This window comes from Mesorhizobium sp. 131-3-5, from assembly GCF_016756575.1.
Taxonomy (GTDB): Bacteria; Pseudomonadota; Alphaproteobacteria; order Rhizobiales; family Rhizobiaceae; genus Mesorhizobium; species Mesorhizobium jarvisii.
On record NZ_AP023254.1, the window covers coordinates 4,904,123 to 4,925,179 of the forward strand.

The 21,057-nt window shown below is 62.5% G+C and carries 17 protein-coding genes; 10 read left to right on the forward strand and 7 right to left on the reverse strand.

What is annotated here, in order from left to right:
* Position 1 precedes the first annotated feature (1 nt).
* Entirely contained in the window at positions 2-1,222 is a 1,221-nt protein-coding gene (locus JG747_RS24135) for an OpgC family protein (protein ID WP_202360201.1), read from the reverse strand.
* A 201-nt stretch (positions 1,223-1,423) separates the two neighbouring features.
* Here JG747_RS24135 and JG747_RS24140 point away from each other — a divergent pair, with 201 nt between their 5' ends.
* Complete coding sequence (locus JG747_RS24140) at positions 1,424-2,083, forward strand: alpha/beta hydrolase (protein WP_202360202.1); 660 nt, start codon at positions 1,424-1,426, stop codon at positions 2,081-2,083.
* Positions 2,084-2,143: 60 nt separating this feature from the next.
* Here the strand turns inward: JG747_RS24140 and sthA are convergent, their stop codons facing one another.
* Positions 2,144-3,529, reverse strand: a complete 1,386-nt coding sequence (sthA, locus tag JG747_RS24145; protein ID WP_027046731.1) for a Si-specific NAD(P)(+) transhydrogenase — start codon at positions 3,527-3,529, stop codon at positions 2,144-2,146.
* Between the two features lie 212 nt (positions 3,530-3,741).
* Here sthA and JG747_RS24150 point away from each other — a divergent pair, with 212 nt between their 5' ends.
* From JG747_RS24150 to JG747_RS24160, 3 genes are all read left to right on the forward strand, one after another.
* Positions 3,742-4,212, forward strand: a complete 471-nt coding sequence (locus tag JG747_RS24150) for an RDD family protein (RefSeq protein ID WP_019857588.1) — start codon at positions 3,742-3,744, stop codon at positions 4,210-4,212.
* Positions 4,213-4,350: 138 nt separating this feature from the next.
* On the forward strand, positions 4,351-5,115 hold the full coding sequence (locus tag JG747_RS24155; RefSeq protein ID WP_019857587.1) for an arginyltransferase: 765 nt from the start codon (positions 4,351-4,353) through the stop codon (positions 5,113-5,115).
* A gap of 127 nt (positions 5,116-5,242) precedes the next feature.
* Entirely contained in the window at positions 5,243-6,139 is an 897-nt protein-coding gene (locus tag JG747_RS24160; protein WP_019857586.1) for a DMT family transporter, read from the forward strand.
* A gap of 39 nt (positions 6,140-6,178) precedes the next feature.
* Here JG747_RS24160 and JG747_RS24165 read toward each other — a convergent pair whose 3' ends face one another.
* Positions 6,179-7,381, reverse strand: coding sequence for an AI-2E family transporter (locus JG747_RS24165; protein WP_167470449.1), 1,203 nt, complete (start codon positions 7,379-7,381; stop codon positions 6,179-6,181).
* A 400-nt stretch (positions 7,382-7,781) separates the two neighbouring features.
* Between JG747_RS24165 and JG747_RS24170 the strand changes: the two genes are divergently transcribed.
* On the forward strand, positions 7,782-8,699 hold the full coding sequence (locus JG747_RS24170; protein ID WP_202360203.1) for an IS110 family transposase: 918 nt from the start codon (positions 7,782-7,784) through the stop codon (positions 8,697-8,699).
* Between the two features lie 78 nt (positions 8,700-8,777).
* Here the strand turns inward: JG747_RS24170 and parC are convergent, their stop codons facing one another.
* Entirely contained in the window at positions 8,778-11,030 is a 2,253-nt protein-coding gene (gene parC, locus JG747_RS24175; RefSeq protein WP_038646224.1) for a DNA topoisomerase IV subunit A, read from the reverse strand.
* A gap of 327 nt (positions 11,031-11,357) precedes the next feature.
* Here parC and JG747_RS24180 point away from each other — a divergent pair, with 327 nt between their 5' ends.
* Positions 11,358-12,548, forward strand: coding sequence for a hypothetical protein (locus JG747_RS24180; RefSeq protein ID WP_202360204.1), 1,191 nt, complete (start codon positions 11,358-11,360; stop codon positions 12,546-12,548).
* Positions 12,549-12,666: 118 nt separating this feature from the next.
* Here the strand turns inward: JG747_RS24180 and aspS are convergent, their stop codons facing one another.
* Both aspS and JG747_RS24190 read right to left on the reverse strand, forming a co-directional pair.
* Positions 12,667-14,457, reverse strand: a complete 1,791-nt coding sequence (aspS, locus tag JG747_RS24185; protein ID WP_202362350.1) for an aspartate--tRNA ligase — start codon at positions 14,455-14,457, stop codon at positions 12,667-12,669.
* Between the two features lie 201 nt (positions 14,458-14,658).
* Positions 14,659-15,417, reverse strand: coding sequence for a DeoR/GlpR family DNA-binding transcription regulator (locus JG747_RS24190; RefSeq protein WP_038646220.1), 759 nt, complete (start codon positions 15,415-15,417; stop codon positions 14,659-14,661).
* A 120-nt stretch (positions 15,418-15,537) separates the two neighbouring features.
* On the opposite strand from JG747_RS24190, the gene JG747_RS24195 reads away from it, so the two are divergent.
* The 4 genes from JG747_RS24195 to JG747_RS24210 all read left to right on the forward strand — a co-directional run bounded on the left by JG747_RS24195 (position 15,538) and on the right by JG747_RS24210 (position 20,511).
* A complete protein-coding gene (locus JG747_RS24195) occupies positions 15,538-16,770 on the forward strand; it encodes an MFS transporter (RefSeq protein WP_202360205.1) in 1,233 nt (410 codons plus the stop codon).
* A 221-nt stretch (positions 16,771-16,991) separates the two neighbouring features.
* Positions 16,992-18,236, forward strand: coding sequence for an MFS transporter (locus JG747_RS24200; protein ID WP_064985063.1), 1,245 nt, complete (start codon positions 16,992-16,994; stop codon positions 18,234-18,236).
* Positions 18,237-18,311: 75 nt separating this feature from the next.
* Positions 18,312-19,463 carry a ribonuclease D gene (gene rnd / locus JG747_RS24205; protein WP_010915555.1) on the forward strand — a complete coding sequence of 384 codons (1,152 nt, stop codon included), beginning with the start codon at positions 18,312-18,314 and terminating at the stop codon, positions 19,461-19,463.
* Positions 19,464-19,476: 13 nt separating this feature from the next.
* Complete coding sequence (locus JG747_RS24210; RefSeq protein ID WP_202360206.1) at positions 19,477-20,511, forward strand: acyltransferase family protein; 1,035 nt, start codon at positions 19,477-19,479, stop codon at positions 20,509-20,511.
* A gap of 7 nt (positions 20,512-20,518) precedes the next feature.
* On the opposite strand, the gene JG747_RS24215 is transcribed toward JG747_RS24210, so the two are convergent.
* Positions 20,519-20,938 (reverse strand): MAPEG family protein, encoded by a 420-nt coding sequence (locus tag JG747_RS24215; protein ID WP_019857573.1) that lies wholly within the window; start codon positions 20,936-20,938, stop codon positions 20,519-20,521.
* Positions 20,939-21,057: the final 119 nt, after the last annotated feature.

Genomic DNA, 21,057 nt, shown 5'->3' on the forward strand with positions numbered 1-21,057 from the left:
CTCAACGATTGGCCCTCGCCACCGCCGAGATGCCGAAAGACGCACGCACCGGCGTGACATCTTTTCGCGACGTGCGGACCTTGCCCGAGCCGCCGATGGTCGACAGCCATTCGAGATAGAAGGCGAGCGCGAACTGCATGGCGATGCCGGCCGAAAGCAGCAGGGTGTCATAGGCAAGCCCGCCCGGATTGATCAGTTTCATCACCTGCGCGACCATGGCGATCACCGTGCCGGCGATGAAGACCGGCAGCGAGCGTTTTCCCAGTATCGCCAGTGGATGGTCGTGGCTGGTGCGGAACAGGTTCGACAGTGCCGGCAAGGCGACGATGAGGTAGCTGACCGCCAGTATATGCAACAGCCGCGGCAGCGACAGGAAGGTCTTGTCGAAGCCACCGATCACCACGGGAAGCTTGAACCACGTTATCTGCCCCCAAAGTGGGCTGTGCACCCAGACCAGCGCCGTCGCCACATAGGCCGCGGCCGCGCCGACCAGCCAGCGGTTGACCGGAATGACGCCGCCGCGCCTGACATGCAGCATGGCGGCAAGGCCGATATTGAACAGGAACTGCCAGGACAGCGGGTTCAGGAACCAGAAGCCGGGTTCGGGATAGTTGGGCGGAGCGATCTGCCAGATGCCGGCAATCAGCCACAGCGCACCGGACGCGGCAAGTGCCGCGGCAGGCCGGTAGCTGATGAGCAGGACGAAGGCCGGAGCCATCAAAAGCAGCGCGGCATAGACCGGCAGGATGTTGTTGTAGCCAAGCTGATGGCCGAGCGTGACGATGCCGACCAGCACTTCCGGCGTGTTTTTCATCAATGGTTCGATGTTGATCAGCTTCAGCAGCTCCGGGCGCCTGGTGAACACCGCCACGGCGCAGAACAAACCGATCACCACCATCGTGGTGACGATGTGGGCGACGTAGAGCACGCCTGCGCGCCGCCACATCTTCAACGTGGCCAGAAGCCGGTCACCCGGCCGGAACTTCGTGCCGTAGGCAAGCGCGACCGAGATGCCGGAAATCAGCACGAAAGCCTCCGCCGCGTCCGAGAAACCGAAATTCTTGTAGGTCAGGGTTTCGAAAGCCGTGCCGGGCACATGGTCGATGAAAATGATGATCAGGGCCAGCGCGCGCAGCACATCGATACGCGTATCGCGATCCGAGATACGCGTATCGCGTTCAGGGATACGCAAATTGCGATCCGACAAAACAGGGGTAGTCATCGACAAAAGGCCTCAAAGCTGGTTGTTCATGTCCAGCAATGCGACCCCCGGCGCACCGCTTCGATTCCTCCCACGCGGAGTATATCGGCGCATAAACGGGCCGGAATGCGCCCGGTTCAATCAACTTTCGCGGAGCATGAAAATATTGCGTTTTGAAGCCGGCAAATTGAGCGGAACCTCATATAATCAAGAGGATGAGGGATGATCGGCGACGGCATTGAAAACGCCCCCCTGGTCACGGATATGGCCTTTGCCTACCGCCTCCTGGGCGCTGGCAGAGACAGCCGTCAGTGCCTGTTCCTGCTGCATGGGTCGGGTGTCGACGAGACCACTTTGGTGCCGCTGGCAAGACGGATCGCGCCCACCGCCACGCTGGTCGCGGCGCGAGGCCGCATCCCCCAGGAAGACGGTTTCCGCTGGTTCGAGCGGATAGACCCGACGCGCTTCGAACAGAAGAGCATCCTTGCCGAAACGGCGGCTTTCGCGACATTCGCGAGCGAGGCCACCAGCCGCCATGGGCTTAATCTCGATCACGCAACTTTTCTCGGCTATTCGAACGGCGCCAATCTGGTTTCCAGCCTGATGCTGCTACATCCAGGCATCGTCCGCCGAGCGGCGCTGTTGCGGCCTATGCCCGTGCTCGACCATGTGCCCGCGACGGACCTGGCGGGAACAAGGACGCTGATCATCGCCGGTGCCACCGACGAAACCTACGGGCCCTTCGCGCCGGCGCTGGTGACGCTGCTCAGCCGGCACGGCGCCGAGATCGACGCCCGGATCATTCCCTCGGGCCATGAAATCGGCGATCCGGACGCCGCCATCGTCAGGCAATGGATGGTGGGGCCGGCTGCCGTGGCGTAGGCCCAATCACAGGCCGCGACCCGTGCCCGCGCTCCGGCAATCGTCAGGAGCGCCAGAGCCCTACCGCCCCATCCTGTTCCAGGCATCAAGCCCGGCGATCTTGTAGGCTTCCGCCAGCGTCGGATAGTTGAAGGTGTTGTTGACGAAGAAGTCGACGGTGCCGCCGAGATTGATGACGGCCTGGCCGATATGGATGAGCTCGGTGGCGCCCTCGCCGACAATGTGCGCGCCGAGCAGGCGGCGTGTTTCGATCGAGAACAACAGCTTGAGGAAGCCGGTGTTGACGCCCATGATGTGGCCGCGCGAGGTCTCGCGGAAACGCGCGACGCCGACCTCATAGGCGGCCCCACTTTCACGCACCTGTTCCTCGGACTGACCGACGGTCGAGATCTCCGGCACCGCATAGATGCCATAGGGGAACGTTTCCGGCGGCGGCGGCAGGGTCACGCCGAAAGCGTGGCAGGCGGCCACCCGGCCCTGCTCCATCGAGGTCGAGGCGAGGCTCGGAAAGCCGATGACGTCGCCAGCGGCGTAGATGTTGGGGACGCTGGTCTGGAAGGTCTGCGGATCGACCTTGATGCGGCCTCGGGAGTCGGCCTCGATGCCGACCACGTCGAGACCCAGGCTGCCGACATTGCCGGTGCGGCCAGCAGCGTAGAGCACGACCTCCGAGCGGATGGTGCGGCCATCGGCCAGTTCCACCTCGGCCGCCTCGGGCTTGGAGCGGATTTCCTTCACCGCGCTGCCAAGCCTTATCGTCATGCCGCGATCGCGCATCTGGTGGATGAAATCGTCGACGATCTCGCGGTCGACGAAATCGAGGATGGAATTGCGCGGCTCGACCAGCGTCACCGGCACGTCGAGCGCGGAAAAGATCGTGGCGTATTCGACGCCGATGACACCGCCTCCGATAACCGTCAGCGTGCGCGGCAAGTGGTCGAGTTCCAGCATCTCGTCGCTGTCGAAGATGCGGGTCTTGTCGAAAGGCACATCGCGCGGCCGGTGCGGCCTGGTGCCGACCGCGATCAGCGCATTGGCGAATCCGACTTCGCTGTAGTCGCCATTGTCCGATGTCAGGCTGACCTTGTTGGGGCCGAGAAATTTTACCGAGGCGCGTGCGCTCTTGACGGTATTGCGCATGAACTGGTGCTGTAGCACCTCAACCTCGTGGTCGAGCGTCTTGTGCAGGCGCTCGATGAGGTCGCCGACGGAAATGTCCTGCTTGACCCGATAGCCGCGTCCATAAAAACCGCGCTCGCGCCAGCCTGAGAGATTGAGCACGGTTTCGCGCAGCGTCTTCGAGGGAATCGTGCCGGTGTGCACGGAGACGCCGCCAAGACGCCGGCCGCGGTCGACCACCAGCACCGATTTGCCGAGCTTGGCCGACTGCACCGCGGCGCGGCGGCCGGAGGGGCCGCTGCCGATGACCAGCATGTCATAGTCCATAGTGCCCCGTCCCTCTGCCCTTGAGCGCTTTTGTTGCGCCGCAGCAAGCTAATGCTATCCGCACGGCAAATTCAACCGATTCGGATTGTGTCTCGCGTCGCTCTTGCCTTGCGCCCGGGCGAGAACCCCGACCTTGATTCCGACACAGGCCTTTACCATTTCATTTACGAGCGGCCCGCACCCTATGTCGGGCCCTGTTACGAGGAAATGACATGAACGCGCGCGTTCTCGACGGCGAAATCATCAACACCCGGCTTGACGATGTCAGGGCCTATGAAGGCGTGCGCACAAGGCGCATGCTGGCCTTCGTGGTCGACTACATCATCGTCGCCCTGCTCACCATTCCTTTTGCCATACTGGTGTTCTTCCTCGGGCTTTTGACCCTCGGTCTCGGCTGGATGCTGTTCGGCGTCCTCGTGCCGGCCGTCGCCATTCTCTACATCTGGAACACGCTGGGCAGCGCCGACCAGGCGACCACCGGCATGAAGATGATGGGTATCCGCCTCGATCGTCTTGACGGGCGGCCGATCGACGGGCTGACCGCGGTCGTCCATTCCGTGCTGTTCTGGGCGGGCAACGTCATCCTGTCGCCGCTGGTTCTGCTGGTGACCTTGTTCTCCGACCGCAAGCGCACGCTGCACGACCTTTTGCTCGGCACGGTGGTCAGCCGCACCGGCCGCTGAAGGCGTTTTCGGGAGCGCTTCCGCCTTGTCGGCGCAAATGTGAAGGCGTTCGCATGCCCGCATCTTCACAATCCTGTTGAATTTTTCGCTTTCCGCGCCAAAGGTAGAGCGACTCGAAGGAGTGTTTCCAAGACTTAAATGACGCAGCATCCGACCCAGTCGCCGCAGTTCTTCCTGACAGCGCCGTCGCCGTGCCCCTATCTCGACGGCCAGTTCGAGCGCAAGGTGTTCACGCATCTGGTTGGCGACAAGGCGTCGGAGATGAACGACCTCTTGACGCAAGGCGGCTTCCGGCGCTCGCAGAACATCGCCTACCGGCCGGCCTGCGAGACCTGCCGCGCCTGCGTTTCGGTGCGCATCCTCGCCCAGGAATTCACCGCCAGCCGCAACATGAAGCGCGTGCTGCAGCACAATTCCGACCTCGTCGGCGCCATGCACAATGCCGAGCCGTCGACCGAACAATATTCGCTGTTCCGCAGCTATCTCGATGCCCGCCACCGTCGCGGCGGCATGTCCGACATGACGGTGCTCGACTATGCCATGATGGTCGAGGATACCCATGTCGACACCAAGGTGATCGAATACCGGCGACGTGGGCCCGACACCTTCATCACCGGCAAGGGTCAGGGTGAACTCATCGCGGTGGCGCTCACCGACAAAATGGCCGACGGCCTATCGATGGTCTATTCCTACTTCAATCCCGATTTCGAGGAGCGTTCGCTCGGCACGTTCATGATCCTCGATCACATCGCCCGCGCCAGGGCGATGGGCCTGCCCCATGTCTACCTCGGCTACTGGGTCAACGGCTCGCGCAAGATGAATTATAAGATGCGCTTCATGCCGCAGGAGCATCTCGGCCCCAAGGGCTGGGAACGCTACACCAACGAAGCGGTTTCACGCTGAGTTTTTCCACGATCCACGCTTAAACAACTTCAAGGCAGGGATGCTGGTCTTTCAGCCGGTCGGCTGGGGAGAGTGCGCCATTGCAACGGTCAGCCCTCGGCCTGCATCTCATTGCGAAAGTTGCTGCATGTCCCCGCACCGCGATCACCAGAAGGGTCTCTTGATAACCGCCATCGGCGGGCTGACGCTGACCGTCGACATACCACTGATCCGCCTCGCCGATGGCGGCGCATGGACCATCATGCTGCTGCGCACCAGCACCACATTCGTCGCGGCGATGATCATCTGGTCGGTCTGGCGGGCACTCAGCCGAAATGCCCCGCCGCTCATCCCCGGCTGGGCCGGCATGATCGTGGCGACCTTGTATGGGCTGACAGGGATCAGCTTCGTCACCGCCGTCTATCACACCTCGACCGCCGACCTGGTGTTCATCCTGGCCTTCAACACTGTATTCGCAGGGCTATTGTCCTGGATATTCCTGCGGGAAAGACCTCGGCTGGTGACCATCGCGGCGATGCTGATCATGATCCTGGGCGTGCTGGTCATCGTCGGCGGCTCGGTCGGCACCGGCAAGCTGTTCGGTGATTTCATGGCGCTGTGCTCGGCCTTCTTCATCGCGGTCGCCATCACCATCTCGCGCGCCAGCGGCAAGGACATGGGCTTCACCTCACTCGTCGGCGTGCTTCTGCCGATGGCGCTCGCCGCCCTCATGGTGTCAGGCGAAGGCTTTCACGTGAACGCGCCCTGGTGGATCATCTTCAACGGCGCCGTCATCATGCCGATCTCGTTCTTCTGCCTCGCCGCCGGGCCGAAATACATTTCGGGGCCGGAAGTGGCGATGTTCTATCTGCTCGAAACCGTGCTGGCGCCGGTCTGGGTGTGGATGATCTTTGCCGAGACACCGACCCGCAACAGTCTGATCGGTGGCGCGATCCTTATCGTCACGCTGGTCGCCCATTCGCTCTGGCAACTGCATGACGGCCGTAGGCAGCGGGGTGACCTTGCGGTGCACCATCCGGTCTAACCTGTAATTGATGGGCCCAGCGCAAGTTGCGTTTCGGGATCAAGCGCTGGCCTTCTTCGCCACGCCGGGTTCCGGCAGGATTTCGATTTGCGGCGGCCCGCCTTCGATCTCGGCCGCCGAGTCGGCGGTCAACTCGTCGACCAGTTCCACCTCTCGCAGCCACTCGCGCCAGATGGCGACCAGCAGCGCCATCAGCACCGGGCCGATGAACAGGCCGAGGAACCCCATCGTCTTGACGCCGCCGATCAGACCGAAAAAGGTCGGCAGGAAGGGCAGCTTTATCGGCCCGCCGACGAGCTTCGGGCGCAGTGTCTTGTCGACGATGAACAGTTCGACCGCGCCCCACAGGAACAGCGCCAGACCGGCCATGGGCGAGCCGCTGGCGGCGAGATAGATCGAGACAAGGGTGAAGGACAAAGGCGCCCCGCCGGGGATGAGCGCCATGACGCCGGTCAGGGCGCCAAGCGTCACCGGCGACGGCACGCCGGCCAGCCAGTAGGCGATGCCCAGCACCAACCCCTCGCCTATGGCGATGACGGTCATGCCGGTCACAGTCGAGGAAATGGTCGCCGGGACGACGCGCGAAATCCGCTCCCATCGCGTCGGCAGGATGCGTTCTCCCAGGCGATCGACCTGACCGGCAAAATGCTCGCCGTCACGATAGGCGAAGAACAGGGCGATCATCATGAACAGCAGTGTCAGAAGCAACCCAAAGGCACTGCCGCCTGCGGCGAGCGCGCCGCGATAGATGCTGCCTATGTTTGCGCCGCTGATCAGCTGGATCAGTTCACCAATGCCGCCGGGATGACCAAAATTGGTGGTCCATTGCTCGTTCAGCCAGTCGCCTATGACAGGCATCGTCGCGATCCAGTGCGGCGTCACGGCACCATGCCGATTGGTCTCGATCGCCCAGCCGACCCACTCGCGCACCTCGTTGATGGCGTAGGTGCCGGCAAGCCCGATCGGTATCACCAGGAAGGCGAGGATGAACAGGATGGCCAGAGTGGCGGCGATGGTGCGGTTGCCACCGACGCCGGTCAGCAGCCGCTGGTAAAGCGGCCAGCTGGCGAAGGCGATGACGAGCGCGGCCAGCACCGGGAACAGGAAACCATGGAAGAAATAGACGCCGGCGGCGACGATCAGCACCAGCAGCCAGCGGGCCGCCGACAGCGGCGGAATGACAGCCGACCGCAGCGGCGTCGACAGGCCGAACAGGCGCTGCTGCCGTTCCGGTTTCTGCATCCTGGATTCCTTCAAACGCCCGTCTCTCCCAAACACCTTTCCCCGTTATGCACTGATATAGTGCAGCAATCGTGACGATACTCCAAATGATTGGGGTGCCTTTCTTCCTTCTCCCCCTGCGGGAGAAGGTGGATCGGCGCGATAGCGCCGAGACGGATGAGGGGGGTTCCAGCGGAGTGAGGCGTTGGCGTTCCCTGGAACACCCCTTGTATCTGCACGGAGGAGACTTTGTGCGATGGAAGCGACTGAGCCTCGAACCGGACGGCCATCCGATTCGAGGCTTGGCGAAGTCGCCCGACACCCCTGCGGCTACAACCGTGGATGAGCCTGGGATCTTCGTCTTCGTCACGCACGACCGAATAGTCGCTTGGCTCCAATCGCACGCACAAGGCAGGTTACCGTGAACACGACCCTCTGTGGAATAGATATTTCGAAAGACTGGCTCGACGCTCATATCGAGCCGATGGGAGCGGCAAACCGCTTCGCCAACGATGCGGCAGGCATCGCCGATCTGGCCGCCTGGTGTCAGAACCATGATGTCGAACTCGTCATCATGGAGGCCAGTGGCGGCTACGAACGGCTGGCCTTCCTGCTCTTGTGGGAGATGGGCCAACCCTGCGGCATGGCCAACGCGAGGAGCGTTCGCTACTTCGCCGAGGCAATGGGTTTCCTGGAGAAGACCGACAGAATCGATGCCGCCGTGATTGCCCGTTATGGTGCCGTCAAGCGGCTCAAGCCGACGCCGCCGCCGAGCGCGGCCCAGCAGCGGCTCAAGGCGCTGGTTGCGCGGCTTTCCCAGGTGGGAGGAGATCTCACCATTCAAAAGCAGCGCAAGAGCACCGCCGACGCCGAAACTATCGCCAGCCTCGATGAAGTGATCGCGCTGCTTGCGCGCCAGAGCCGCAGGCTCGAAGGTGAGATCGCCACGCTCATCGATGACGATCCGCTGTGGGCATGCCTCGACCGAGCCTTCCGCTCGCTCAAGGGTGTTGCCTCTCGCACCGTGGCGCGGCTGATGGCGCAGTTGCCGGAGATCGGCATCCTCTCCAACAAGGCCATCGCCAAGTTGGCCGGCCTGGCGCCGATCGCCAATGACAGTGGCAAGCGCAGCGGTCGAAGACCAGTGCGCGGCGGTCGGGCAGGGCCGCGCGGCGTCCTCTTTCTCGTTGCCAGCATCGTTGCCAAAGCTTTCAAGCAACGGTTGCAGACTGCCGGAAAGGAGAAAATGGTCATCCGCATTGCGCTCGCCCGCAAGCTGCTCGTCATTCTCAATGCAAAAGCACGCGACGCGCGTAACGAATTCGCAAATGCAACTTGACACCTCAGATAGTCGCTCATCCGACCTCGCTTCGCGAGGCCACCTTCCCCCACACAGGGGGAAGGAAGAGACGCTTAGCTACCCGAACTTGCCCGTCCTCGGAAAACCCTTCGGCACCATGCGGCCGGCCGACGCCCGGGCGCCGATCCATTCGGCGAGTTCCTCGCGCGACCTTGTGAAGGTGCGGTCGGCCGAGTCCTGCCAGGACAGGCCCGTCTCCAAGGTGAACGGTTTGAGATCGAGCAGGCCGCCATCCTTGTATTTCTGCAGCCGCACGCCCTTGCCGCGGCCCATCTCGGGAATTTCCGAAAGCGCGAACACCAGCATTTTCCGGTTCTCGCCGACGATGGCGAGGTGATCGCCGGTAACCGGTACGCAACGCTTGGCCTCGTCCGGCGCCTTGACGTTCATCACCTGCTTGCCCTTGCGGGTGTTGGCGACAACTTCCTCCTCCGACACGATGAAGCCGTTGGCGTCATAGGAGGCCAGCAGCAGCTTGCGCTTCGGATCGTGGACGAAGGCGGTGACGATGTCCTGGTCGTTGTCCATGTCGACGATGATGCGGATCGGCTCGCCATGGCCGCGCCCGCCCGGCAGCCGGTCGGCGCCGATGGTGTAGAACTTGCCCCCTGTCGTGAAGACCAGCACCTTGTCGGTGGTCTGCGCATGGAAGGCGAGCTTGAGGCTGTCGCCCTCCTTGAAGGTCAGCGTCGAAAGGTCGGCCAGATGCCCCTTCATCGCCCGCAGCCAGCCCTTTTCCGAAACCACCACGGTGACCGGCTCGCGCTCGATCATGGCGTGGGCGATGTCGGTCAGGTCGTGCTCGGGGGCATCGGCGAACTGGGTGCGGCGCTTGCCGAGTTCGGTCTCCGGGCCGAACTTGTCTCGGATGTTGGTGACTTCCCACTTGATCGTCGACCATTGCTTGGCATCGGACGCCAGCAGCGCCTCGATCTGCTTCTTCTCCGCGCTCAGGCCGTCGAACTCCTTGCGGATCTCGAACTCTTCCAGCTTGCGCAAGGCGCGCAGGCGCATGTTGAGGATGGCTTCTGCCTGGGTATCGGTGAGCGACCAGCGGGCCATCATCACCTGCTTGGGCTCATCCTCCTCGCGGATGATCTTGATCACCTCGTCGATGTTCAGATAGGCAATCAGGTAGCCGGCGAGGATCTCCAGCCGTCTTTCGATCTCGCCGAGGCGATGTTTCGAGCGGCGGATCAGAACGTCGCGGCGATGGTCGAGCCATTCCTGCAGCACGCCCTTCAGCGACAGGACGTTGGGCACCTTGCCGCGCGACAGCACGTTCATGTTGAGCGGGAAACGGCTTTCAAGCTCAGTGAGCTTGAACAGCGATTCCATCAGGATGCCCGGGTCGACGGAACGGCTCTTGGGCACCAGCACGACGCGGATGTCTTCCGCACTTTCGTCCCTGATGTCCTCGAGCAACGGCAGTTTGCGCGCCATCAACAGCTCGGCGATCTTCTCGATCAACCGCGCCTTCTGCACCCCATAGGGGATTTCGGTGACGACGATACTCCAGGTGCCCCTGCCTTGGTCCTCCTGGCTCCATTTCGAGCGGACACGGAAGCCGCCGCGGCCGGTCTCGTAGGCTTCGAGGATGGAAGCGCGGCTGTCGACGATGATACCGCCGGTCGGGAAATCCGGACCCTGGACGAAATCCATCAGCTTCGAGACCGGCGCATCGCGATGCTCGATCAGGTGCAATGCGGCGTTGCAAAGCTCGGCCGCGTTGTGCGGCGGGATCGATGTCGCCATGCCGACCGCGATGCCGGACGAGCCGTTGGCCAGCAGGTTCGGGAAGGCGCCGGGGAGCACCACGGGCTCCTCGTCTTCTTCATTGTAGGTCGGCCGATAGTCGACGGCATCCTCGGTGATGCCGGACAACAATTCGGTCGCCACATCGGTCATGCGCGCTTCGGTGTAGCGCATGGCGGCAGCGTTATCGCCGTCGATGTTGCCGAAATTACCCTGCCCGTCGACCAAGGGATAGCGCATGGAAAAATCCTGCGCCAACCGCACCAGCGCGTCGTAGATCGACTGGTCGCCATGCGGATGGAACTTGCCCATCACCTCGCCGACGATGCGGGCGCATTTGGCAAAACCCTGGTCGGGGTTGAGCCTGAGCAGCCGCATGGCGTGCATGATGCGGCGGTGGACCGGCTTCAGCCCGTCGCGAACGTCGGGCAGCGCCCGGTGCATGATGGTCGACAGCGCATAGGCGAGATAGCGCTCTTCCAGCGCCTTCTTCAGATCGACCGGTTCAATGTGATCACCACCGCCATTTTCAGGCGGCAAAAGCCTTTTTCCCATGGGCTGGGACTAGCTGAGCGGGTGATTCGCGGCAAGAGGCCGACAGACATACCCGCCGTTCTGCAACATGAAACCGCACGCCTGGGGATGTCGACCAACATCAGCCTGTTACATCAGGCCTCTATGGCCAAGCGTGATGATATCGGGCAACCGGCTCTTCATGACAAATTCACCGATTTGCGCCAAGACGGTGGGATCGAGTTTGCCTTTCACTGTGATTTTCGACCATGGTACCGGGATACGCCTTTTTCCCGTCCAGTTCGTCACGGAATGGTGATGGTGCAAAAAATTGAAAAACAATTTCAGGACACTCTCAGGGACCTTGCGATGACAATCAAACGCTCAACTCTCCAGAAACTGGCTTTTTCGACCTTCTTGCTCACGCTGCCGCTGAATGCGGCCCTTGCCCAGGATGCCGCAGTTGCCGACCGGCTGAAGGCGGCGCTGGCGGCACAGGGCGTCGACATCTCCTGGACCGGCGTGACCGGCGACAACACCAGCATGGTGCTGCAGGGTGTTGCCATCAAGCCGGCGGCGGAAAAGGAAGCCCTCACCATCGGCGACGTCAAGCTAGAGAACGTGACCGCGGCCAATGGCGGCTTCGATATCGGTACCGTCTCGACCTCGGCCTTCGAACACGCCAAGGACGGCGTCACCCTCAACCTCAGCCCCTTCGTCATCCATGACATGACGGTTCCGGCCGATGGCGCCACCGGCCCGCTGGGCTCGCTGATGATGTACAAGTCCGCCGAACTCTCCAACATGACGGTCAAGGTCGCCGACAAGACCGCCTTCTCGATGGACGGGCTTGCCGTCGAGATCACGCCGCCGGCGGACGGCAAGGCGATGGAATTCACCGCCAACACGGAAAAGTTCAACGCCGACCTGACACTGGTCGACGATCCCAAGTCCAAGGAAGTCATCAACGCGCTCGGCTACCAGAACATTTCGGGCAATCTCGAAATGGCCGGCACCTGGCAGCCCTCGGACGGCAAGATGGAACTGTCGAAATACGACATCTCCGTCGAGAATGCCGGCACGCTCGGCATGACCTTCGACCTCGGCGGCTACACGATCGACTTCATAAAGTCGCTGCAGGAAATGCAGAAGAAGATAGCCGCGCAGCCTCAAGGCGCCGACAATTCGGCACAAGGCATGGCCATGCTCGGCCTGTTGCAGCAGCTTTCGTTCAACAGCGCCTCGATCCGCTTCGACGACGATTCGCTGACCGGCAAGGTGCTGGAATATGTCGGCAAGCAGCAGGGCATGTCGGCCAAGGACGTCGCCAACCAGGCCAAGGCGATCGTGCCGTTCGGCATGGCGCAGCTCAACAATCCGGAACTGACGGCGCAGGTGACCGCGGCGGTCAGCAAATATCTCGACGATCCGAAGAGCCTCGAAATCTCGGCCGAGCCGCCGGCATCGGTGCCGTTCGCGCTGATCATGGCCGGCGCCATGTCCAACCCGCTCGACCTGCCGAAGACGCTCGGTGTCAGCGTCAAGGCCAACGAGGACTGATCTAAGCGGCCTCAGCATACAAAAATAGCCCGGCAGCGATGCCGGGCTATTTTTTTGAATTATCGAATCGAAAGAATCGGTTCTGGCTGGTTTTTAAAGTCTCGCCCGAAGCTGGCGATCAGGCGTCCTTCTTGGTCGGTGCGACACGCAGCGCCAACTCGCGAAGCTGCTGCGGGCTGGCTTCCGACGGCGCGTTCATCAACAGGTCGTAGGCCTGCTGGTTCATCGGGAACATGGTGATCTCGCGCAGGTTCTTGGCGCCAACCAGCAGCATGACGACGCGGTCGATGCCGAATGCCGCGCCGCCATGTGGCGGCGCACCATACTGGAAGGCACGATACAGGCCGCCGAAACGCTCCTCGACCGTCTGACGGTCCAGACCGACCATCTCGAAAGCCTTGACCATGGTTTCCGGCAGGTGGTTGCGGATGCCGCCCGAGGCAATCTCGAATCCGTTGCACACCGCGTCGTACTGGAACGCCTTGATGCTGAGCGGCTCCTGGTTATTCAGGGCGTCAATGCCACCTTGCGGCATCGAGAACGGATTGTGAGCGAAATCGATCTTCTTCTCGTCCTCGTTCCATTCGAAGAACGGGAAGTCGACGATCCAGCACAGTTCGAATCGGTCGCGATCGACCAGGTTCAATTCCTCGCCCGCGCGGGTGCGCGCGGCACCGGCAAAAGAAACGAATTTCTTCGGATCGCCGGCGACAAAGAAAGCGGCATCGCCGTCGGCAAGGCCGAGCTGCTGACGGATCGCCTCTGTGCGCTCTTCGCCGATGTTCTTGGCGAGCGGACCGGCGCCTTCGAGCTTGTCGCCCTCCTTGCGCCAGAAAATGTAGCCAAGGCCCGGCTGGCCCTCGCCTTGCGCCCAGGAGTTCATGCGGTCGCAGAAGGCACGGCTTCCGCCGGTCTTGGCCGGAATGGCCCACACTTCGGCCTTCGGGTCGTTGGCCAGAATGTTGGCGAAGACCTTGAAGCCGGAATCGCGGAAATGGTCGGAGACGGCCTGCATCACGATCGGGTTACGCAGGTCCGGCTTGTCGGAGCCGTATTTGCGCATGGCTGCATCATAGGGGATGCGCGGCCAGTCCTTGGTGACGGGCTTGCGGTCGGCGAAAGCCTCGAAAACGGAGGTCATCACTGGTTCCATCGTCGACAGCACGTCGTCCTGTTCGACGAAGCTCATTTCGAGGTCGAGCTGATAGAACTCGCCGGGCAGACGATCCGCGCGCGGATCCTCGTCCCGGAAGCAGGGCGCGATCTGGAAATAGCGGTCGAAGCCCGACACCATGATCAGCTGCTTGTACTGCTGCGGCGCCTGCGGCAGCGCGTAGAACGTGCCGGGATGGATGCGCGACGGCACCAGGAAGTCGCGCGCGCCTTCTGGCGACGAAGCCGTCAGGATCGGCGTCGAGAATTCGGTGAAACCGACCTCGCCCATGCGTTTGCGCATCTCGGCAATGATCTTGGTGCGCGCCACGATGTTCTTGTGCAGCGTGTCGCGGCGCAGGTCGAGGAAGCGGTACTTCAGCCTGATGTCCTCGGGATAGTCCGGCTCGCCAAACACCGGCAGCGGCAATTCCTTGGCAGCCGACAGCACCTCGATTTCGCGTGCGAAAATCTCGATCTCGCCGGTCGGCAGGTTGGCGTTGACCGTCTCCGGCAGGCGCGCCTTGACCTCGCCGTCGACACGGATGACCCATTCGCCGCGCACGGTCTCTGCGACCCTGAAGGCCGGCGAATCGGGGTCGGCGACGATCTGGGTCAGGCCGTAGTGGTCGCGCAAGTCGATGAACAGCAGGCCGCCATGGTCGCGCACGCGATGCACCCAGCCCGACAGGCGAACGGAAGAGCCGACGTCGCTCTTTCTCAACTGGGCACAGGTATGGCTGCGGTAACGGTGCATTGTCATTGGTAAAGTCCGGGGTGCTGGGTGGCAGGCCAAAGCATCAAAGCCCGGCCCAAAATTTGCGCGAAAAGCGCATGGGAGGCCGGATTTGTCAAGGCAAGGAGACATCGGGCCGTATCCAGGTTCGACCGCCAGGGACGAAGCAAGATATCGAAGTGTTCATCGCACATGCGGCGTCGTGGAAGTAGCTCGCCGCCTTCAAGCAAAGTGGATTTCGGCGCCCTGGCGTTCGAAATCGGCGAGGATCGCGGCCGGCGCGGTCTTTTCGACCACCAGATGGCGGATCGCTTCGGCGCCGGCGACGCGATAAGGCGCCGCGGTGGCCAGCTTGTCGTTGGTGACGGCGATGACGATGCCGGCGCTGTTCCTGGCCATGGCCCGCTTGACCTCGGCCTCGGCCGAATCGAATGCCGTCACACCGCGTGAGGCATCCAGGCCGCACGAGCCAAGGAAAAACAGGTCGGCGCCAAGCTGTGCAATGGCGGCCAGCGTGTCGGCGCCGACGCAGGTTCCGAGGTCGCGGACAAACCTGCCGCCAAGCACGGTCAGTTCGACCAGGGGATGGTCGGACAGCGCCGAGGCGACGCCGAGCGAATTGGTGGCGATGGTCAGTTCGAGGTCGCAGGGAATGGCCTTGGCGATGGCGGTGTTGGTGCTGCCGCCGTCGATGAACAGGGTCTGACCGCTGGAGAGCAACGCCATGGCCGTGCTCGCCAGCCGCGCCTTCTCCTCGACCGCATGGCCGCCGCGCAGACCGATGGGGGCCGCGGCAAAGGGCGCCGCCGCAACCGCGCCGCCATAGACCCGGCGACAGTGCCCGGCTTTCGCCAGTTCCCTGAGGTCACGGCGCACCGTGTCCTCCGAAACGCCGAAGCGGCTCGCCAGTTCGCCCGCCAGCACACTCCCCTCCGCCGCGAGGCGGTCACGGATAAGTTGGCGCCGTTGATCGGTCAGCATTGCCTGTTTCGCCTGATCTTATTTCTCTGTGCACGTTCTTGCATGTTCTGCACGTTTATGCAAGGAGTGGCCGACTGGGCTGTCGCACAAGCCAGCCTCCCTTCCTTTGAAAGCGCCGCCATGAGCTTTGGTCTCAACCTTGCCCCGCAACACCGCGTCTATGCCGGGTTCGCGATCTATTCCTTCGCGATGGGCAACATCTTTCCCCGGCTGCCCGACATCAAGCACGCCATGGGCATTGGGGACGGCACGCTCGGCCTCAGCCTGATCGGAACGCCGATCGGCACCTTGACGGCACTGACGCTCGCGACGCCGCTGCTCGAGCGCGTCGGCTTCCGCCGCGCGCAGCTCGTCCTGGTACCACTGCTGGCGCTTGCCTATGCCGTTGCGGTGCATGCGCCGGGGCCGCTCGCGCTTTTCCTCATGCTCTTTCCAGTCGGCCTGATGATCGGCAGCGTCGAGATCATGCTCAATGTCGAGGCCGACCGGACCGAATTCCTGGTCAAGCGTCGCATCATGAACCGCGCGCATTCGTTCTGGAGCATGGGCTTTTTCGGCGCCGGCCTGTTCGGCGGGGCTCTTGCGCATCTCGGCATATCGCCGCAACTGCATCTGGCGCTGATCGTGCCGATCGTCGCGATCTCGATGGCGCTGTTCCTCGGCGGCTATCAGCCGGCGCCGAGTCGCTTCGTCGGCACCGGCAAGAAGGCACCCATGCTGGCGCGGCCGACCCTGCCGATCCTTGTTCTCGTCGCGGTGACACTCTCGGCGATGCTGATGGAAGGCGCCAGCATCGACTGGTCGGCGATCTATATGCGCACCGTGTTCGAGTCCGGCCCCTTCGTCGCCGGTTTCACCGTGGCGCTGTTCGCCTTTTCCCAGGCAACCACGCGCTTCTTCGCCGACAGTTTCGTCGACCGCTATTCGCCAAGCGGCGTGGCGCGGGTGCTGCTGGCAATGATGGCGACCGGCGTGCTGGTTGTCTTTTTCTCGCCCGCGCCGTTCTTCTCCATACTGGGCTTTGCGCTTCTGGGGATCGGTACCAGCGCCCTCTTCCCGCTGGCGATCTCGGCTGCCGCCCAACGGACGGATCGACCGGCTGCGATCAATGTCGCGGCACTGTCGCAGATCTCCTTCGTCGCCTTCCTGCTCGGCCCGCCGCTGCTCGGCTTCGTCTCGGACCATTGGGGCATCCGCTCGGCCTTTGGTATCGGCATTCCGTTCATTATCCTCAGCCTGCTGACCGCGGGATCGCTTGGCCGGCGGCCGGCCGCCGACAAACCGGCCGCTTCGGTGGATGAGCCGCTCGAACCGACGCGTGACAAGATACTTGCGCGGGCAGCAGAGGGGTGACTGAAGGTTTCCCTCGCCGCGGACGGGACGGCCGGCCAGGTAAGATCGCGTCGCGAAACTGAGGTCGGCAGTTGGACCATACGGACCTGCGTCCGCTCCAAACCAGGCAATATAGTGGGGGCGCTGCAGAACCGCGATTGATCCTGCAAGCGGCAATTGCCGCTGGCATTGGTGGGAGGGATAGTTCAAGAAGGGATCACCGATACGTGATCGCCTTTTTCATGTCCTCCATCCGCCCGCTGATCCCGCTTCTTCTCGCCGCAGGCATCCTGCTCGGCGGCAATGGGTTGCAGAGCACGCTGATTGCGCTGCGCGGCGCGCAGGAGGGGTTTTCCGCTTCCGACATCGGCCTGATGGGCACGTTCTATTTCGCCGGCTTCCTGCTCGGCTGCCTGGCCATCACCCGCATCATGAAGGCGGTCGGCCATATCAGGGCGTTTTCGGCGCTGGCCGCGATTGCCTCGGTCGGCACTCTGCTTTTGGTGCTGGTGCTCGATCCAGTGATGTGGTGCGCGGTGCGCTTTGCCGGCGGCTTCTGTTTTGCCGGGCTGTTCACCATCGTCGAAAGCTGGCTGAATTCCGGCGTCACCAACAAGGACCGCGCCCGCGTGCTGGCGATCTACCGGATGGTCGATACCGGCTCGGTGACATCGGCCCAGTTCCTGATCCCCGTCTTCGGCGCCGGCGGCTTCACCATCTTCGCCATCATGTCGATCATGATCACGCTGTCGCTGGTGCCGGTCTCGCTCGGCGACCGTTCCAACCCGACGCCGCCGGAGGAGGTCAAGCTCGACCTGGCGCGCGTCTGGCGCATTTCGCCACTCGGCTGCTTCGGCTGTATCGCCGTCGGCGTCACCAACAGCGCCTTTCGCACGCTGTCGCCGGTCTATGCCGAGCAGATCGGCATGTCGGTCGCCGATGTCGTCACCTTCGTCAGCGTCGGCATCTTCGGCGGCGCCATCATCCAGTATCCGCTCGGCTACCTCTCCGACCGATGGGACCGGCGCCGGGTGCTGTTGCTGACGACCTGCTGCGCGATGCTTTCAGCCCTGGCGCTGGTGTTCATCGCCGGCAGCAATCCGCTGCTCAACTTCATCATCATCTTCATCTTCGGCTGTTTCGCCATGCCGCTTTATTCGCTGTCGGCGGCGCATTCCAACGACCGCGCCGACACGGGGGAGTTCGTGCTGATCAATGCGGCGCTGATGCTGTTCTATTCCTTCGGCGCCATCGGCGGCCCTTTCGCCGCCTCGACAGTGATGCAGCATTTCGGGCCGAGCGCGCTGTTCGTGTTCAGCGCCACCGTCTATGCGATCTTCATCGCCGTCATCCTCTACCGCATGCAGGCACGCTCCGGCGTGCCCGTGGGCAAGCGCGGCCGCTTCATCGCGCTGCTGCGCACGTCGACCGTTTTTGCGCGGCTGGCTAAGCGCAATGGCGATTCCGATGGTCCGGGAAGCCGATGATGGCTGCGCCAAAGCTTGACGAAAGCCTTTCCGGCTGAAATCTAGGAAGACCTTACTCCTGCCAAAAGCGATTTGATGCACGTCATCACCACCCAGAAAGAACTCGAGACCGTTCTCGCCGCTTTCGAAAAGTCGGATTTCGTTACCGTCGACACCGAGTTCATCCGCGAAACGACCTTCTGGCCGATCCTGTGCCTGATCCAGATGGCGGCGCCTGGCGTCACCGCGCTGATCGACCCGCTGTCGCCCGACATCAACCTCGCCCCGTTCTTCCGGCTGATGGCCAACGAGGCCGTGGTCAAGGTCTTCCACGCAGCGCGCCAGGACATCGAAATCATCGTCCATCTCGGCGATCTCGTGCCGCACCCGGTGTTCGACACGCAGGTCGCGGCCATGGTCTGCGGCTTCGGCGACAGCGTTTCCTACGACCAGCTCGTGCAGCGCATCACCGGCGCGCGGCTCGACAAGTCGTCGCGCTTCACCGACTGGCGCCACCGGCCGCTGTCCGACAAGCAGCTCGACTACGCGCTCGCCGACGTCACCCATCTGATCGAGGTCTATCAGCATTTGAGCGCCGAACTGGCGCGGGAGAACCGCGCCCACTGGCTGAACGAAGAGATGGACGTCCTGACCTCGCGCGAGACCTACGATCCGCATCCGGAGGACGCCTGGAAGCGGCTGAAAATGCGGCTGCGCAAGCCGCAGGAACTTGCGATCGTGCAGGCCGTGGCGGCATGGCGCGAGCGCGAGGCGCGCGAGCGCGACGTGCCGCGCGGCCGCGTGCTCAAGGACGACGCGATCTACGAGGTGGCGCAGCAGGCGCCGCGCGACGCGGCGGCCCTCGCCAAGCTGCGCACAACGCCCAAGGGCTGGGAGCGCTCCTCGACGGCGACGGCCCTGCTTGGAGCGGTCAACACCGCGCTGGCCTTGCCCAAGGAGCAGATGCCGAAACTGCCGAAGAATTTCCAGCCGCCGGAAGGCTCGAGCGCCGCGGCCGAACTGTTGAAAGTGCTGCTCAGGATCGTCGCCGAGAAGCAGGGCGTGGCCTCGAAAGTGCTGGCCTCCAGCGACGACATCGACCGCATCGCCGCCGAGGGCGAGGACGCCGACGTGCCGGCGCTGCAGGGCTGGCGGCGCGCCGTCTTCGGCGAAGCGGCACTGAAGCTGGTGCGCGGCGAGATCGGCATAAAGTTCGACAAGCGTAAAATAGCGGTGTTCGACCTCTAGAGGCTTCTGGCCGATGGGTTCGGATCAGGACGAGAACCGGCGATACGAGGCGATCGACGCATTGCGTGCGATCGCCGTGATGCTGGTGCTGATCTTCCACTATACGTCCCGCTTTCCCGCCGACTACATCGGGTTCGACCACCAGATGACGCTGCCATGGCAAGGGATAGTTGGCGTCTTTCTCTTTTTCATTATCAGTGGCTACTGCATCGCGATGACAGCCGAGCGGTCTGAGACCGTGTGGGTGTTCTGGCTGCAGAGATTTACGCGGCTGGAGTCCGCGCTCATCGCCTGTATCGCGACCACGCTTATTGTGGTTGCGGCTCTGGGTCTTCCGGGAAGAGAGGTTTCAGCGCTCGACGGCCTGAAAAACGCAAGCTGGGTAACCCTGTTTGTTCCAACGCCGCTGGTCGACGGCGCCGACTGGTCACTGCTTGCGGAAGCAAAATTCTACTTTGTGTTCGGCCTCATCTTCTACCTCTGGCCAAATCGCGTGCTCGTCCTTTTCACCAGCTTTACCGTTCTGGGCGCAATTGCATATTTTTCCGGGTTGTGGAGAGACCATCAGGCTCTGATTTTTCCCTTCAAGGGCATCGCCATGCCGTATTTTCTGTTCCCCTACAGCCTCTTCTTTTTGATGGGCATCGCGGCGAGGCGATCGACCCGAACCGTGCAGACGGTCGTGACAGCCGGGTGCCTGGTGGTTGTTGTCAAACTGTGGGGCGGTTCAGCATTCAGTGCCTGGGTCATCGCGCTTTCAATTGTTGGGGTCATCGGGGTCCAGCTGCGCGATATCAAGATCTGGCGAAGCGTGAGCTACATCGGCTTGATCAGCTATCCTCTGTATCTTCTGCACCAGAATGTCGGTGTCGCGATCATACGATGGCTGGCTCCATGGATCGGCTCCCCGTATCTTCGGATCGGCATAGCGTTCTGCACCGTGGTCGCCATTGCAGCATTCGTCGCGTGGACGGTCGAGCATAGATTTCGGCGGAGGATCGAAATCTATGCGTCGCGCTTGATGTCGAGGGCTGCAACCCCCGCGTGACCCTGCCTCAGACGAGGCCTAGCAGGTGCAGCGCGAACCAGATCCAGGCCAGCGCCAGCACCACCGCGCCAGCGAAGAAAGAACGGCTGCGCAGCCGCAGATTGTTGCTGGTCAGGTGAACCCAGGCATGAAAATAGCGCGTCAGGACGAAAATCCACGCCAGCGTCAAGGTCAGATAGTTGACGCCGTTGGTGACGTGCAGCGTAAGGCACAGCACATAGAAAAGCACCGGCAGTTCGAACTGGTTGCAGAGATTGGCGGCAACGGTGACGCTGGACGCCGGCTCGGTCGAGCGGGCCTTGTACTGTCCGACCTTGGCCTCACCTGATTTGATTGCGCCATATCTGCGGCGCCCCAACACGCCGTAGACGATGTAGACCAGAGCCACATGCGCCAGAACGGGCCAGAAGATCGTGGTCTGGTTCATGACATTCCCCTGCCCTGTCCGGCATCATGCTTAGAGTGTTCCACCGTCTTCACGGAAACGGCAAACCACTCTAACTCTTTGTTTTGTCGCAATTCCCCAGGGAAAGCGCTACGCGCTTT

Coding starts and splice junctions, on each gene's coding strand:
- JG747_RS24135 (WP_202360201.1), bottom strand. CDS start 1,222: ATGACTACCCCTGTTTTGTCGGATCGCAATTTGCGTATCCCTGAACGC.
- JG747_RS24140 (WP_202360202.1), top strand. CDS start 1,424: ATGATCGGCGACGGCATTGAAAACGCCCCCCTGGTCACGGATATGGCC.
- sthA (WP_027046731.1), bottom strand. CDS start 3,529: ATGGACTATGACATGCTGGTCATCGGCAGCGGCCCCTCCGGCCGCCGC.
- JG747_RS24150 (WP_019857588.1), top strand. CDS start 3,742: ATGAACGCGCGCGTTCTCGACGGCGAAATCATCAACACCCGGCTTGAC.
- JG747_RS24155 (WP_019857587.1), top strand. CDS start 4,351: ATGACGCAGCATCCGACCCAGTCGCCGCAGTTCTTCCTGACAGCGCCG.
- JG747_RS24160 (WP_019857586.1), top strand. CDS start 5,243: ATGTCCCCGCACCGCGATCACCAGAAGGGTCTCTTGATAACCGCCATC.
- JG747_RS24165 (WP_167470449.1), bottom strand. CDS start 7,381: ATGCAGAAACCGGAACGGCAGCAGCGCCTGTTCGGCCTGTCGACGCCG.
- parC (WP_038646224.1), bottom strand. CDS start 11,030: ATGGGAAAAAGGCTTTTGCCGCCTGAAAATGGCGGTGGTGATCACATT.
- JG747_RS24180 (WP_202360204.1), top strand. CDS start 11,358: ATGACAATCAAACGCTCAACTCTCCAGAAACTGGCTTTTTCGACCTTC.
- aspS (WP_202362350.1), bottom strand. CDS start 14,457: ATGCACCGTTACCGCAGCCATACCTGTGCCCAGTTGAGAAAGAGCGAC.
- JG747_RS24190 (WP_038646220.1), bottom strand. CDS start 15,417: ATGCTGACCGATCAACGGCGCCAACTTATCCGTGACCGCCTCGCGGCG.
- JG747_RS24195 (WP_202360205.1), top strand. CDS start 15,538: ATGAGCTTTGGTCTCAACCTTGCCCCGCAACACCGCGTCTATGCCGGG.
- JG747_RS24200 (WP_064985063.1), top strand. CDS start 16,992: ATGTCCTCCATCCGCCCGCTGATCCCGCTTCTTCTCGCCGCAGGCATC.
- rnd (WP_010915555.1), top strand. CDS start 18,312: ATGCACGTCATCACCACCCAGAAAGAACTCGAGACCGTTCTCGCCGCT.
- JG747_RS24210 (WP_202360206.1), top strand. CDS start 19,477: ATGGGTTCGGATCAGGACGAGAACCGGCGATACGAGGCGATCGACGCA.
- JG747_RS24215 (WP_019857573.1), bottom strand. CDS start 20,938: ATGAACCAGACCACGATCTTCTGGCCCGTTCTGGCGCATGTGGCTCTG.